Raw genomic sequence first — 13,612 nt, forward strand, 5'->3', positions numbered from 1 at the left:
CCCAGAACCTGCCTCGCTTTCCGAGCGCTTCAGGCGGCGCGGCGCCGCTCCTGCAGGATGCGGCCGTCGAGCATGCTGACGATGCGCCCCGCATAATCGGCGTGCGCGGGCGAGTGCGTGACCATCACGATCGTCGATCCCTCGCGGTTGAGCGCCTGGAGCATGCGCATCACTTCCTCGCCATGGTGCGTGTCGAGGTTGCCGGTGGGCTCGTCGGCCAGGATCAGCTTGGGGCTGGCGACGAGCGCGCGCGCGACCGCGACGCGCTGCTGCTGTCCGCCCGAAAGCTGGCTGGGCCGGTGCTTGGCGCGGTGCGCGACGCCCACCTTGTCCATCACTTCGTCCACCCGGCGCTTGCGCTCGGCGGCCGGAACATTGTGATAGAGCAGCGCCAGCTCGACATTGTCGCGCACGCTCAGCTCGTCGACCAGGTTGAAGCTCTGGAAGATGAAGCCGATGTTCTCCTTGCGGACATCGGCCAGCTTGCTCTCGGAGAGGCCGGCCACTTCCTGGCCGTTGAATACATAGCTGCCGCTCGACGGGCTATCGAGCATCCCGATCATGTTGAGCAAAGTCGACTTGCCGCAGCCCGAGGGGCCCATGATCGCGACGAACTCGCCATCGGCGATCTCGAGGTCGATCGCGTCGAGCGCCGTCGTCTGCACCGTGTCGGCGCGGTATACCTTGGAGAGTTCGCGCATCGTCAGCATGGATTTTCCTTCCTTGTCCATCACTTCTTCAGGTCCAGGCGCGTCTTGTCGGTGTATCCGGTGTAGGGTGAGGTGATCACTTTCTCGCCTGCATCGAGCCCCTCCAGGACTTCGATGAACTCGGCGTTGCGGCGGCCGAGGCGGACGGTGCGCTTCACCGCACTTCGTCCGTCGGGAGTGACGACGAAGATCCAGCTCCCGCCGGTCTCGTTGTAGAAAGCCCCGTTGGGCACCAGCAGCGCCGGCGTGGGATCGCCGAGCGTCAGTCGTGCCTGCATCGTCTGGCCACGCTGGATCTGCGCGGGCTCGTCGCCCAGGAACTGCAAATCGACCTGGAACTGGCCGTTCTGCACCTGCGGATAGATTTTGGTGACGCGCGCCTGATAGCGCTTGCCGCCCCAGTCGAGCACCGCACGTTGCTGGAGCTGGACGCGGCCGAGGTAGAATTCGTCGACGCCCGCGATCAGCTTGTTGCGCCCCGGGCTGTCGATCTGCCCCACCCGCTCGCCCCGCTGGAGCGACTGGCCGACCTGCACCGAAAAGCCCGAGAGCTGCCCCGCCACCGGCGCGCGAAGCTGAAGCGCGTCGAGGTTGGCGCGCGCGATTGCGAGGCCCGATTGCATCGATTGCGCCGCGGCCTGCTGCTGCGCGAGCTGGCTCCCCTGGAGCCGCGCGTCGGTCGCCTGGCTGCGCTTCACCGCGGCGAGCCGGCGCTGCTCATATTCATATTGATCCTGCGTGTCCGCGAACTGCCGGGCGGTGACGAAGCCACGCGCCGCGAGCGGCCGTTCGCGCTCATATTGGCGCTTGGCCTTGTCGAGCGCGAGCTCGGCCTCCAGCACCGCGCGCTCGTTGGCGAGCCGGGTCTGCGCGAGCGCGAGTTCCTGGCTGCGCATGTTGTTGATCTGCTGCTCGACTTCGGTCTGGCGCGCGAGCGTCGAAAGCTGGAGCTCGGCGTTGGAGAGCAACGCGATCGGCTGCCCTTGCGCCACCGTCGCGCCGTCCTCGACCAGCATCTTCTCGACCCGCCCGCCCTCGACGGCGTCGATATAGACGGTGAGCAGCGGCGTGACGCGTGCGCGCAGCGGGATGAAATCGTCGAAGGTCCCGCGCGTGACGGTGGAGACAGTGACGTTATCGGCGCCCACCGTCTGGCTCGATCCGCTCGGTGCGAACCACCAGAAGAGGAGCGCGGCCGCGAGGACAACCGCGCTCCCCAGGGCGATCTTGACGCGCAGGGGCAATTTGCGCGTCTCGACCACCCGATCCATCCCGCTTCCCGAGGCGGGCTGATCCCCCGATTTCTGCATGCGAACGACACCCATGTTCATGACGTAGCAACCGCCGTGCCAGCCGGTTCCGGTAAGGCATCGGCAAGCGATGGCGGCAAAAGCGGAGCCGTGCATCTGTCCGATTTCGAACACTCCTGTCCGGAATCGAACGCGATCCGGATCGATGCGAAGCCGATGCGGAGCAGCGCCCAGGCGCCGCTCTGCGTCACCGATATGTCGAGCGCCGCCGGAGGGGCGCGGAACAAGGCCAGCGCGATGCAGCCGGCGGCGACGAGCAGCAACGTTCTTCCCCATTTACGTGAATGTCCCGGCACTGACGTCTTCCTCCCTGCACGGATGTCAGCACGAGCCATGCCAATTGATGTGGCACGCAATTTGATTGTCCGGAATCGCACAGTCGCGGTACGGGCGCGGTACGGGAGGAGCGCATGGGGAGCACGGAGTTCGACTATTGTGTCGTCGTCGATGATGATGATGACATCCTCACCGCCTCGCGGCTGCTGCTGCGACGGTTGTTCGCCGATGTCGCCACCGCGCGCTCGCCCGACGAGGCGCTGCCGCTGATCCGCGCGCGCACGCCCGACGTGGTGCTGCTCGACGCCAATTTCGCGCGCGGCGCCACCGACGCGGCCGAGGGGCTCGCCTGGCTCGACAAGCTGCTCGCGGTCGATCCCGAGATGGTGGTGGTGATGATCACTGCCCACGCCGGCATCCAGATCGCGGTCGCCGCGATGAAGCATGGCGCGACCGACTTCGTCTCCAAGCCCTGGTCGAACGAACGGCTGCTAGCGACGGTGCGGACCGCCGCCGCGCTCCGGCGCTCGCGCAAGGCCGTCAAGGGCGGCGCCCCCGCTCCCACCGCTGCCGCCCCGCTCGGCAACGGATCGGCGATCCTCGGCCATTCGCCCGCGATGGCACGCATCCATTCGCTGATCGGGCGCGCCGCCCCCACCGACGCCAATGTGCTGGTGCTGGGCGAGAACGGCACCGGCAAGGAGCTGGTCGCGCGCGAGCTCCACCGCCAGTCGCTGCGCGCCGACAAGGTGATGCTGACGGTCGACTTGGGTGCCGTATCCGAGGATCTGATCGATTCCGAGCTGTTCGGCCATGTGAAGGGCGCCTTCACCGACGCGCGCACCGATCGCGTCGGCCGCATCCAGGCTGCCGACGGCGGGACCCTGTTCCTTGACGAGATCGGCAATCTGCCGCTCAGGCTCCAGCCCAAGCTGCTGACCGTGCTCGAACAGCGCCAGGTCACCCCCGTCGGCGCGAACAAGCCTGTGCCCGTCGACATCCGCGTGATCGCCGCGACCAACCTCCCGCCCGAGAAGCTGCGCGACGAAAGCCATTTCCGCCAGGATCTGCTGTTCCGGCTCAACACGGTGGAGATCGACCTTCCGCCGCTCCGCGAGCGCCGCGAGGACCTGCCCGAGCTGATCGACCATTATCTCGGCCACTACGCCCGGCGCTACGGCCGCGAGGTCCCTGACCTGAGCCCCGCCGCGCGGGTGGCGCTGCTCGGGCACGACTGGCCGGGCAACGTCCGCGCGCTGCGCCACGCGCTCGAACGCGCAGTGATCCTCGCGCGCGACGTGCCGCTGGAACCCGAGGATTTCGCGCTGATCTCCGCAAGCCCGCGCATCTCGCCCCAGGCCATCGTGCCGCCCCACCCTGCGGAGGACCTCAACCTCGATCGGGTCGAACGCCGGCTGGTCGAGGAAGCGCTCAGGAAGCACGGCTACAACATCTCGCTCGCCGCCGCCGAGCTCGGGCTTTCGCGCGCTGCCCTCTATCGGCGAATGGAGAAACATGGGCTTTGACCGCCGCTTCACGCTCGGGCTGATCGTCTGGATCCTGGGGCTGACTGCCGCGCTCGCCGCCTGCGTCGCCGCCTTCCTAACCCCGGGATTGGGCGCGGCGCGGATCGTCGCCGCGATCATCGTCGCCAGCCTGTTCGCCGGGCTGCTCCACCACGTCACCCGCACCAACCGCACCGTCGGCCGCTTCCTCGAAGCCGTGAAGTTCGGCGATACGGCGGTGCGGTTCGATACCACCGGCGGAGCCGGCTTCGGCGAGCTGGGCTCCGCGCTCAACGACGCGCTCGCGCGCTTCCGTACCGAGCAGGAGCGGATCTCGGGCGAGCTTCGCTACCTCGATGCGCTGGTGGACGACATGCCCGTGGCGGTGCTCACCGTCAGCGGCAGCGGCCATGTCGCGCTCGCCAACAAGGCGGCGCGGCGGCTCTTCGGCGGTGAACACGGCACCCTCCCCCAGGACTTCGCTCCCTATGGCGCGACCTTCGCCCGGCGTCTTGAGAGTGGTTCGCAGCAAGAAGAGATATTGATTCTCAATATCCAAGGCCGTGCGCAGCGGATGCTGGTGCGCTCGGCTACGCTCGAGCGGCTCGGCCAGCGCACGCGTGCGATCAGCGTCCAGCCGCTTCAGGGCACGCTCGACGCGGTGGAGATGGCCGCGCAGAACGACCTAGTGCGGGTGCTCACCCACGAAATCCTCAACTCGATGACGCCGGTCACGTCGCTCGCTGGAACCGCGGCCGAGCTGCTTGCCGATCCCGATCTCTCCGCCGATCCTCGCGTCGGCGATGCGCGCATGGCCGTGGAGACGCTCGCCCGCCGCGCGCGTGGGCTCAGCCATTTCATCGAAGCCTATCGCGCCGTCGCCCGCACGCCGGAGATCAAGCGCCAGAGCTTCGCCGCGCGGCCCTGGGCCGAGGAGTTGGCGCGGATCTTCGCCACCAAATCACCCGAGGTGCCGCTCACGCTCGAGATCGCGCCCGACACGCTGGTGCTCGACGCCGACCCGGACCTGCTCGCGCAAGTGGTGATCAATTTGATGCAGAACGCCGCCCAGGCTATGACCGGCACCGATCGCCCTCCGCGGCTGGCGCTGCGGATGCTGGGCGACGCCCGCGGCACCGCGATCGAAGTCGAGGACAACGGCCCCGGCATCCCCGCATCGCTGCGGCAGGACATCTTCCTCCCCTTCTTCACCACCCGCGCTACCGGCACCGGCGTCGGCCTCAACCTCGCCCGCCAGATCGTCATCGCCCACGGCGGCGCGATCGACGTCACCGACGCACCCGGCGGCGGCGCGCTGTTCCGGATCGTGCTTTAGCGCGAAGCTGGGGGAGCGGCCGCTATCGGGTCGGAAGCGGACATTGCATCAGGGCAGCGCATTTGCTGTCTTCAATCCTCCCCCGGAGGGGGAGGGGGACCAGCCGTAGGCTGGTGGAGGGGTAGATTGCCGCATGCTGCACGGCCCGAAGCTAACGCAAAGACGCGCCGCAAAGCTGCGCCGGGAGATGAGTCTGCCGGAGGTGCTGCTGTGGCAGCAATTGCGCAAACGCCCCGGCGGATTGCGATTTCGGCGCCAACACCCCGCCGGGGCATATTCGCTCGATTTCTTCTGCCCGCGGTACAAGCTGGCAATCGAGGTCGATGGCGAAGCCCATGAACGCGGCGATCAACCCGAACGCGACGCTGCTCGCGACGCAGGCTGCGTTCACAAGGCGTGCGTGTACTCAGAATACCTGCCGCCGAGGTCCTCTGCAGTCTTGAAGGCGTAGTGCTCCACATCACCAACATCGCTCGGGGAGAATACCCCTCCACCGGCTTCGCCGGTCCCCCTCCCCCCTCCGGGGGAGGATTAGAGAACCTCCGCTATTGGGGCGCTAGCCACCGTTCAAATTTGCTGGAAATGTAGGATTTGTTCTGTTTCCGTTCGCATATGTGTGCGCAGAAGAATTCCCCTTCCCCGCTTGTCGCCGCACCGGCGCCGCGTACCCGTCGCGCAGGTGCCGCTTCGCTGCTGCGTCGGTGCCGCGTAGGTGTAGCTTCGGTGCTGCGTCGCTGTAGCGTTGCTGCCGCGTGGGCGGCGCGTCGTTGTAGCTTAGCTGTAGCGCCCGTGGCGCGTCCCTGTAGCGTCGGTGTCGCTTCGTTGGCGCTTCGCTGGCGCGTCGCTGTCGCTTCGGCCGAAAAACACGCGATCGAGTCAACCGGAGCCAACCAAACAGCGGCTTCCCTACCCGTTCGGTACCGGCAACGGCGGCGCGCCGGGCGGGACGGCGGCGTTGCGCCAGCGCTCGACCGGTATCGCTTCGAACCGGCCGTCGGGCGTGCGGCGGCGCTGGATCAGCGTCGCGGCCTGCTGGCTGGTGCCGCCGATCGTCGCCCGCGTGCGCACCCAGAAAGTATTCGAGCGGAAGCTGGTGCCCCAGGGGAGCGTGACATTGTTGTCCGCCAGATCCTTCTGGGTGAGGAAGCCCTGGCGGTCGCGAATCTGCGCCAGCCGCGCCCCCACCAGCGGGTCGCGAAAGAGCACCGCCAGCACTTCCTCGCTCGCCGCGTTGAGGTTGAGCGTGGTGCGCCCGGGAAGCGCCGTCACCAGCCGCTCCAGCCGGTCGGCAACCTTGGGATCGATCCCCGCGAGCCGCAGCGGACGCAGGTCGGTGACCGGCCCCTCGAGCCGCACATATTGGATCGCGGCGACGATCTGCTCGGGCGTGAGCCCCGCCGCCTCGCCCACGCCCATGAACAGGATCGTCGATGCCGCGTCGCCCCGCCGCACCGAATTGATGTTGAAGCGCCCCTCGGCATCGGCGATCGCCAGGTCGAAGCTGCCACCCTCGATCGGCGCGCCAGCTTCGGAAAGCCGTGCCCAGGGCTCCCCGACATGGTCGGTGTCGGGCGCGGTCTCCCCGTCGCGGCGCAGCGCCACCAGCGCCGAAAGCTCGCCGCCGCGCACCACCGCCATCGCCCGCGCCGCCTCCCGCGCCCGCAGCGCGCGGTCGAGCGCCAGCTCCTCGCGGTTGATCATCAGCACGACCAGCCCTGCCGCGATCGCCACGAACATCAGCACGTTGACCAGGATCATCCCCGATTCGTCGTCGCGCGCGCTCATGGCTGCGGCTGCCCCGGCTGCTGTTCCTGCTCCTCGTCCTCCTGCGGCCGCACCGGCAGCGCGATCACGCGGCGGAGCGTGGCTGGGGTTCCGCCCGGGCCGGTCGCCTGCATGCTTAGCTCCACTGCGCCCGGCCAGCGATCGGCATCCTCCTCGCGCAGCGGCCAGCGGTCGACCCATGCGCCGTCCCAGAAGCGCCACCGGGCCCGCCCCACTCCCGCCAGCACGATCTGCGGAGCCGGGCCGATCCGGCGGACGAGCGCGCCTCCTGCCGCACCATATTCCAGCTTCACCGCCGCGCCGCCGATTCCCGGTGCCGCACGCGTGAAGACAAGGCCGCTGCCGCCGCCGCTGAGGGGTCCGGAAGCGATCTGGTCGAGGTCGTTCGTCACGACGAACATCGCGCGCTGCAGGTCTGCCAGCCGATCGAGCCGCTTCTCGGTGCGCCCCTGGACGCTAATGATCCCATCTACCAGCGCCAGCCCCGCGACGGCGATCAGCGCGAACAGCCCGAGCGAGATCATCAGCTCGATCAGCGTGAAGCCGGCCTCGCCGCCGGCGGGCGCGGAACGATTTCCGGTGCGGGGCGGCATCGATCGGTTCGCGGGCTCAGGCGCCCGAACTCACCGCCACGGGCTCATAGCCGTGGGCACGCGCGAGCAGGATCGCGAAGTCGCGCGCGACCGAACCGTCGGTGCGGAACTGCACCGGGCCGGTGACGCAGCGAAAGCCCTTGCTGTCGAGCAGCCCTTCCGGACCCAGCGTGCCGGCATCGCGCAGCGAATTGGCGATCCCCGCGGCGTCATAGGCCAGCGCCGCGATCGTGCCCGGGCGTCCGCCGTTGCGCGCCGCGAATTCGCTCGCGAAGGTCCCGAACGCAGCCGGATCGGGACTCGCGATCCAGGCGCCGTCGAGCGCTTCCAGCGCCTGCGGGCGGTGGTCGAGCCCCTGGAGCGTGCCGAGCAGCTGGATGCCGGTCTGCTTGAGGTTGCGCGCCGCGGCGAGCACTGCCTCGCCGCTGCCGGGCAGCAGCACGGCGTCGGGCGCCTCGCCCGCGGCGGGAAGCGGCTGGCCGTCGCGCACTTCGAGCACGCGCACACTGATGCCGAGCTCGCCTTCGTGCTGGCCCGCGGCGACCGATGCGGCGGCGCTCCACGGCGTGCCGTCGTCGATCACGGCGATGTCCTTCACGCCGCGCGAACGCGCATAGCGCAGGATCGCCCCGGTCACTTGCCCGGGGGTAATCCCGAAGATGTAGGTGCCCGGCTGGCGCAGAACCGTATCGTTGCTGAACGCGATGATCGGCACGCGGCCGGCCACCGTACTGCTCACCGCCGGCACTTCCTCGGCCGAAAGCGGCCCCAGGATCAGCGCGGGGCGCTTCTTGAGCGCGCTCGCCGCCGCTGCCGCGGCCCCCGCCGCGGTGCCGCCGGTATCGAAGCTCTGCACATAGGCGCTGTTTTCCGCGAGCAACGCCGCCTGACGCATGCTAAGGCCGATCCGCGCTCGCGGGCCCGTGAGCGGCACCAGCAGCGCGACCGGACGCTTGTCCTTCTTCGCCGCTGCGGCAAGCGCAGATTGGGGAAGCACGACCGATGCCGCTGACGCGACCAGGCCTGATTGCAGCAACCTCAGCAGGGACCGCCGGTCCATTGCCGACTCCAGGTACGGGGGGTGTGGCACGCCGGCGTATTATCGTCTTCGCGGTGCTGGGCATAGCCTCCTATGTGCTGGCGATGCTCGCGACGCTGCCGGCCAGCGTGGTGGTGAAGAACCGCCCGTGGCGCACCGGGGTGGCAGGGACGGTCTGGAACGGCGAGGTCGGCGTCGCCGGCGGCTCGAAATTCGAATGGCAGATGGCGCCGCTGCGCTCGCTGACGTCCCTCGCTTTCGCCGCGGACTGGAAGGCGACAGGGCCGGACACCGACATGGGCGGCCGTCTGCTCGTGCACCCGGGCGGGCGCGTGGTGATCGACAAGGCGAGTGGATCGGCCGACGCCAGCCTGCTCCAGGCGATCCAGCCCAACCTGCCCTTCACCTGCGACCTGACCATGCAGGTCGAAATGGATCGGATCGCGGTCGGCGGCGGCACGCAGATGCTGTCGGGCACCGCCACCAGCGATCCGGGAAGCTGCCGCCCCAAAGGTGCAGGGCCTGCCTCCCCCCTCCCCGCGCTGATCCTCACCGCCGAGCACATCGGCAACCGCACGACGATCCGCATCGCTCCCATGGCGCAGCGCCGCCGCGTGCTGGTGTCGGCCGAGCTCGCCGAAGACGGCACGCTCGATTTCGGAGTCACGCCGGATGGCGCCGCGATGATGCCGTTCCTCGGAATGCCCGCAGGCGCGCGGATCCAGGGGCAGATGTGATTACAGCGTAACCAGATTGTTGAGGTTGATGATCGGAAGGAGGATCGCGAGCACCATCATCAGCACCAGCCCGCCCATCACCAGCAGCACCAGCGGCTCGACCAGCGAGACGAGCGTCGCGACCAGCGCATCCAGCTCGCGTTCGAGCTCACTGGCGGCGCGGCCGAGCGCGGGGGCAAGGCGGCCGCTGGACTCGCCCGAGGCGACGATCGCGACGAGCATGGTGGGGAACACCCCGGCTTCCTGCATCGCCGCGCGCAGCGAGATGCCTTCGCGTACCCGCTGCGCCACCCCCAGCGCCTTTTCACGGACCCAATGGTTGGGCGTCACGGCGGCGGCGGCGTGGAGCGCTTCGACGAGCGGCACAGCGCTCCCCACCAGCGTCGCGAGGCTCCCGGCGAAGCGCGCGGCGCTGAGCTGGCGGCTGAAGCGGCGGAACGGGCGGCGCTCGGTGAAGAAGCGATGCAGCCGCAGCCGGTTGGCGGGCACCCGCACCCAGCGCCCCGCCACCAGCCCCGCCACGGCGACCGCGAGGATCAGGTACAGGCCGAAATTCTGGAGGAACCAGCTGATCGCAATCAGCACCCGCGTGAGCAGCGGCAGGTCCGCGCCACGCGAGACGAAGACGCGAACGATGTCGGGCACGACATAGACCATCAGCAGCGCCATCATCCCGAAGGAGACGCAGGCCAGCAGCGCCGGATAGAGCAGCGCGAGCTGGAGCTTCTGGCCGTTGGCCTGGCGCATCTCGACGAACTCGGCGAGATGGTTGAGCACGTCGGGAAGCTGCCCCGACGCCTCGCCCGCCGCAACCGAGGCGCGGTAGAATTCGGGGAAGGCCTTGGGATGCGCCGAAAGCGCCGCAGCGAAGCTCCGCCCGTCGAGGATCGCGCCGCGCACGTCGAGCAGCAAGCTGCTGACCGCGGGCGCCTCGGACTGAGTGGCGACGAGGCGCAACGCCTCCTCGACCGGGATGTCAGACCCGACCAAAGTCGCGATCTGGCGGGTGAGCGTGGACAGTGCACGCGGCGAGATGCGATTGCGGCGGAACAAGTCGATGCGGAAGCCCTGCCCCCGCTCCGACGCCGGCTCGACCGAAAGCGGCAGCAGCGCCTGCTCGCGCAGCAGCGCCCGCGCCGCAGCGGGGCTCGACGCCTCGATGATCCCGCGCTTCGCCGCACCGGCGCGATCCGCGGCACGATAGGCGTAGGCGGGCATCAGGCTTCTTCCCGCGTGACGCGCGCGACTTCCTCGACGGTGGTGAGCCCTTCCCGCAGCTTGGTCACGCCATCCTCGAGCAGGCTGGGGCTGACCTTGCGCGCTGCCTTTTCGAGGTCGGCTTCGGACGCCCCGTCATGAATCAGCTTCTGCAGCCGCTCATCCACCGGCACGACTTCGTACAGCCCGGCGCGACCGCGATAACCCTCGCCGTGACAGGAATCGCATCCGCCGCGCCGCCAGATCTTCTTGCCGGGCTTGAGCGCCCCGCCCAGCAGTCGCGAATCGGCCTCGGTCGCTTCGTCCTGCCAGCGGCATTCGGGGCACAGCCGCCGCACGAGCCGCTGCGCTACCAGCCCCACGAGCATCGGTGCGAGCAGATAGCGCTCGACGCCCATGTCGATCAGGCGCGTCACCGAACCGATCGCGCTGTTGGTATGGAGCGTCGAAAGCACGAAATGGCCGGTCATGGCGGAGCGCACCGCAACCTCGGCAGTCTCGTGGTCGCGAATTTCCCCGACCATGATCACGTCGGGGTCCTGCCGCAGGATCGCGCGCAGCCCACGGGCAAAGCTCATGTCGGTGCGCGGGTTGACCTGAGTCTGCGCGATGCCCGCCAGCTCATATTCGATCGGGTCCTCGACCGTCATGATATTGCGCTTGCGATCGTTGAGCCGCGTCAGCGCGGAATATAGCGTGGTGGTCTTGCCCGACCCGGTGGGACCGGTGACGAGCATCATCCCGTGCGGTCGATCGAGCAGCCGCGCAAACACCTCACGGTCCTTTGCACTCATTCCCAGCGATTCGAGGTCGAGCCGCAGCGAGCCCTTTTCGAGCAACCGCATCACCACCCGCTCGCCGTGCTGGGTCGGGATGGTCGAGACGCGCGCGTCGACATCGTGCCCGCCAATGCGCAGCGTCACACGCCCGTCCTGCGGGATGCGGCGTTCGGCGATGTCGAGCTTGGCCATCACCTTGATGCGGCTGACGAGCAACGGTGCCAGCGCCCGCGGCGGCTCGAGCATGTCGCGCAGCACGCCATCAATCCGGAAGCGCACCACGAGACGCTTCTCCTGCGTCTCGATATGGACGTCCGAGGCGCCTTCCTTGACTGCCTCGAGCAGCAACGCGTTGATCAGCCGGATGACCGGGGCGTCGTCGCGCGTGTCGAGAAGGTCGTCGATCGAGGCGACGCTGTCGGCGAGCGCGGCGAGGTCCATGTCGCCGATGTCGAAGTCCGCGGCGACGCCGGCACGCTCGCTATAGGCCTGGCTCAGCGCGGCGTCGAACGCCTCGTCGGCCACTGCTACCAGCGGCACGCCCGGCGCGATGCGCTGGACTTCGAGCAGCCCATCGAGTCCCGCTCCCACACGGTGGAGACACTCGAGCCCCGCCGGCCCCGCGCGCAGCAACACCCCATGCTTGCGCGCGAAGCTGTAGGGGAGCGTGCGCGGCGGCGGCGCGTCCTCCACCAGGATCAGCTCTTCGCTCATGCGCCGAGATCCACGGTGGCCGAGACGTGCCCGGCAGCCGGGCGGCGCTGGATCTCGAGCCGGCGGACGCGCAGGTCGCTCGTCGCGCTCAGATCGGCGAGCCAGGCCATGAGCGATTCATATGTGGCGTCGGCCACGGTCACGCGCACGCCCCCGCCCACCGCTTTGGGCACGACTGTGAGCCCGAAGCTCTGCGCCGAACTGATCGCGACATCCCGAGGTGCACCCTGGCGGCGCGCGGCAGGCGTGGCACTAAGCGTCCCGGCAGCGCGGATGCGTGCGGTGAGCGTCTCGTGCGTTCGGATATCGGCGATCGCCTGCGCGCGCGCAGCCTGGAGAGGCTTCACCACGCCGAAGATCAGGATCGTCAGCGCCAGCAGCGCCCCGAAGATGGATACGAGCACCCGTTCGCGCGACGAAAGCGTACTCCACCAGCCATCGAAGCGGGCGAGCGCCGCATCGAGCGCGGGCATGCGAGAGATGACGAGCCTCATGCGGCGCTCGCCGTAACGCGGATCGAGCCATCGGGCGAGCGTGTGACGCTGCCGGGCACGCGCGCACCGCGCAATGCGGCGTCGATCCGGCCGGCAAGCCCTGCATCGGCCCCGTCGAGATCGAGCGTGAGCGTGTTGGCCTGGAAGGTCATGCTGCGCACGGTGAGCCCGCCCGCCAGCGGCCCCAGCGCGCCCGAGACGCGCGTCAGAAGCGGCAGGAACGCATCGGGCGCGGCCGTGCCCGGTGCGGGAAGCATGTCGGTGACGGTCGCGGCGAGATCGGCACCGGGCGTCGCTCCCGGCGCGGCGGCCGCGAAAGCCGCGCGGGTTTCCTCGGCACGACGATCGACGATCCGCTGGAGCATCAGCGTGTCGGCGGCGGCGATCACGACATGCGCGGCGGCGCCGATCGCGACGATCCAGCCGAGCCGCCGCCAGACGTTGGGCAACGCAGGACGGCGGCGCGCATAGGCACCCTGGCGCAAATCAAGCGCGGGTTCGAGCAGCCGTTCGGAGAGCGCTGCAATGCTCGCGGCGCTCTCGATCGCCTGCATCGCCTCCGGCAGCGGCGCGCCATAGGAAAGCACGCCCGGCCTGCCTGCTGCTTCCCAGGCGGGCAGCAGCATTGCCGCCGGACAGGCGAAGCCCGTCCCGTCGCCCGAACGCACTGTCGCGCGGTCACCGGCGAGATCGACCGCCCATTCGCCCTCGGCCGGACGCGGCACCGCGAGCGCGTCGGGCACGAGCGCGGCATGATCCAGCCCCGCCTCTTCGGCGATCTCGATCCAGGCCGCCATCATTTCGTGGCGCACCACCCCCACCAGATAGCGTTTGGGGGCGACTTCCATGCCGAGCGCGAGATGGACCGATTCGGGCGGCTCGGCGATCGCTTCCTCGATGGCGAAGGGCAGCGCCTCGAGCCTCTTGGCCTTGTTCGGCAGCGGCAAGTCGACCGCGAGCAGACGCACCTGCTCGCTGGGCACGAGGATGGTTGCAGGACCACCCCGCTCGGCTATGATCAGCCGGCCGCTCGCCAGCGTCCAGACGCCCGCGGCGCGCGGTTCCGGCGCATCGGGCGCACCAAGGGCACGGCCGGAGGCTGTCACATTTGCTTCA

At 69.1% G+C, this 13,612-nt stretch carries 14 protein-coding genes; 4 read left to right on the forward strand and 10 right to left on the reverse strand.

The features are described 5' to 3' along the window. Positions 1–29: 29 nt before the first annotated feature. The 3 genes from ACMGDH_RS12135 to ACMGDH_RS12145 are packed head-to-tail and all read right to left on the reverse strand — an operon-like array spanning position 30 to position 2,283. Entirely contained in the window at positions 30–710 is a 681-nt protein-coding gene (locus tag ACMGDH_RS12135) for an ABC transporter ATP-binding protein (RefSeq protein ID WP_436828182.1), read from the reverse strand. 20 nt (positions 711–730) lie between these two features. Beyond that, positions 731–2,020: an efflux RND transporter periplasmic adaptor subunit gene (locus tag ACMGDH_RS12140; protein WP_436828183.1), complete on the reverse strand. Its 1,290-nt coding sequence runs from the start codon at positions 2,018–2,020 to the stop codon at positions 731–733. A gap of 17 nt (positions 2,021–2,037) precedes the next feature. Then, positions 2,038–2,283 carry a hypothetical protein gene (locus ACMGDH_RS12145; RefSeq protein WP_436828184.1) on the reverse strand — a complete coding sequence of 82 codons (246 nt, stop codon included), beginning with the start codon at positions 2,281–2,283 and terminating at the stop codon, positions 2,038–2,040. 147 nt (positions 2,284–2,430) lie between these two features. Here ACMGDH_RS12145 and ACMGDH_RS12150 point away from each other — a divergent pair, with 147 nt between their 5' ends. From ACMGDH_RS12150 to ACMGDH_RS12160, 3 genes are all read left to right on the forward strand, one after another. Continuing rightward, positions 2,431–3,822, forward strand: coding sequence for a sigma-54-dependent transcriptional regulator (locus ACMGDH_RS12150; RefSeq protein WP_436828185.1), 1,392 nt, complete (start codon positions 2,431–2,433; stop codon positions 3,820–3,822). After that, positions 3,812–5,137, forward strand: a complete 1,326-nt coding sequence (locus tag ACMGDH_RS12155; RefSeq protein ID WP_436828186.1) for a sensor histidine kinase — start codon at positions 3,812–3,814, stop codon at positions 5,135–5,137. The genes ACMGDH_RS12150 and ACMGDH_RS12155 overlap by 11 nt, the downstream gene beginning before the upstream one ends. Before the next feature lie 133 nt (positions 5,138–5,270). Continuing rightward, positions 5,271–5,588 (forward strand): endonuclease domain-containing protein, encoded by a 318-nt coding sequence (locus tag ACMGDH_RS12160; protein WP_436828187.1) that lies wholly within the window; start codon positions 5,271–5,273, stop codon positions 5,586–5,588. A 455-nt stretch (positions 5,589–6,043) separates the two neighbouring features. Here the strand turns inward: ACMGDH_RS12160 and ACMGDH_RS12165 are convergent, their stop codons facing one another. From ACMGDH_RS12165 to ACMGDH_RS12175, 3 genes are read right to left on the reverse strand one after another with little or no spacing between them, the layout of a single operon-like run. Next, a complete protein-coding gene (locus tag ACMGDH_RS12165; protein ID WP_436828188.1) occupies positions 6,044–6,922 on the reverse strand; it encodes a type II secretion system minor pseudopilin in 879 nt (292 codons plus the stop codon). Then, the gene (locus ACMGDH_RS12170; protein WP_436828189.1) at positions 6,919–7,515 is read right to left on the reverse strand and encodes a PulJ/GspJ family protein; all 597 of its coding nucleotides are present in this window, start codon (positions 7,513–7,515) and stop codon (positions 6,919–6,921) included. The genes ACMGDH_RS12165 and ACMGDH_RS12170 overlap by 4 nt, the downstream gene beginning before the upstream one ends. Positions 7,516–7,531: 16 nt before the next feature. Then, positions 7,532–8,575 (reverse strand): ABC transporter substrate-binding protein, encoded by a 1,044-nt coding sequence (locus ACMGDH_RS12175; RefSeq protein WP_436828190.1) that lies wholly within the window; start codon positions 8,573–8,575, stop codon positions 7,532–7,534. Positions 8,576–8,598: 23 nt separating this feature from the next. On the opposite strand from ACMGDH_RS12175, the gene gspN reads away from it, so the two are divergent. Next, positions 8,599–9,291: a type II secretion system protein N gene (gene gspN, locus ACMGDH_RS12180; RefSeq protein WP_436828191.1), complete on the forward strand. Its 693-nt coding sequence runs from the start codon at positions 8,599–8,601 to the stop codon at positions 9,289–9,291. On the opposite strand, the gene ACMGDH_RS12185 is transcribed toward gspN, so the two are convergent. From ACMGDH_RS12185 to gspL, 4 genes are read right to left on the reverse strand one after another with little or no spacing between them, the layout of a single operon-like run. Further along, positions 9,292–10,509 carry a type II secretion system F family protein gene (locus tag ACMGDH_RS12185; RefSeq protein WP_436828192.1) on the reverse strand — a complete coding sequence of 406 codons (1,218 nt, stop codon included), beginning with the start codon at positions 10,507–10,509 and terminating at the stop codon, positions 9,292–9,294. Continuing rightward, positions 10,509–12,002: a type II secretion system ATPase GspE gene (gene gspE, locus ACMGDH_RS12190; protein ID WP_436828193.1), complete on the reverse strand. Its 1,494-nt coding sequence runs from the start codon at positions 12,000–12,002 to the stop codon at positions 10,509–10,511. Before gspE ends, ACMGDH_RS12185 begins: the two co-directional genes overlap by 1 nt. Further along, positions 11,999–12,496 carry a type II secretion system protein M gene (locus ACMGDH_RS12195; protein ID WP_436828194.1) on the reverse strand — a complete coding sequence of 166 codons (498 nt, stop codon included), beginning with the start codon at positions 12,494–12,496 and terminating at the stop codon, positions 11,999–12,001. The genes gspE and ACMGDH_RS12195 overlap by 4 nt, the downstream gene beginning before the upstream one ends. After that, complete coding sequence (gene gspL / locus ACMGDH_RS12200) at positions 12,493–13,602, reverse strand: type II secretion system protein GspL (RefSeq protein WP_436828195.1); 1,110 nt, start codon at positions 13,600–13,602, stop codon at positions 12,493–12,495. Before gspL ends, ACMGDH_RS12195 begins: the two co-directional genes overlap by 4 nt. Between the last annotated feature and the right edge of the window lie 10 nt (positions 13,603–13,612).

The organism is Sphingomonas radicis (genome assembly GCF_051400635.1).
Classification (GTDB): Bacteria; Pseudomonadota; Alphaproteobacteria; order Sphingomonadales; family Sphingomonadaceae; genus Sphingomonas.

Coding starts and splice junctions, on each gene's coding strand:
- ACMGDH_RS12160 (WP_436828187.1), top strand. CDS start 5,271: ATGCTGCACGGCCCGAAGCTAACGCAAAGACGCGCCGCAAAGCTGCGC.
- ACMGDH_RS12195 (WP_436828194.1), bottom strand. CDS start 12,496: ATGAGGCTCGTCATCTCTCGCATGCCCGCGCTCGATGCGGCGCTCGCC.
- ACMGDH_RS12135 (WP_436828182.1), bottom strand. CDS start 710: ATGCTGACGATGCGCGAACTCTCCAAGGTATACCGCGCCGACACGGTG.
- ACMGDH_RS12165 (WP_436828188.1), bottom strand. CDS start 6,922: ATGAGCGCGCGCGACGACGAATCGGGGATGATCCTGGTCAACGTGCTG.
- ACMGDH_RS12175 (WP_436828190.1), bottom strand. CDS start 8,575: ATGGACCGGCGGTCCCTGCTGAGGTTGCTGCAATCAGGCCTGGTCGCG.
- ACMGDH_RS12155 (WP_436828186.1), top strand. CDS start 3,812: ATGGGCTTTGACCGCCGCTTCACGCTCGGGCTGATCGTCTGGATCCTG.
- gspE (WP_436828193.1), bottom strand. CDS start 12,002: ATGAGCGAAGAGCTGATCCTGGTGGAGGACGCGCCGCCGCCGCGCACG.
- ACMGDH_RS12140 (WP_436828183.1), bottom strand. CDS start 2,020: ATGCAGAAATCGGGGGATCAGCCCGCCTCGGGAAGCGGGATGGATCGG.
- ACMGDH_RS12185 (WP_436828192.1), bottom strand. CDS start 10,509: ATGCCCGCCTACGCCTATCGTGCCGCGGATCGCGCCGGTGCGGCGAAG.
- ACMGDH_RS12150 (WP_436828185.1), top strand. CDS start 2,431: ATGGGGAGCACGGAGTTCGACTATTGTGTCGTCGTCGATGATGATGAT.
- ACMGDH_RS12170 (WP_436828189.1), bottom strand. CDS start 7,515: ATGCCGCCCCGCACCGGAAATCGTTCCGCGCCCGCCGGCGGCGAGGCC.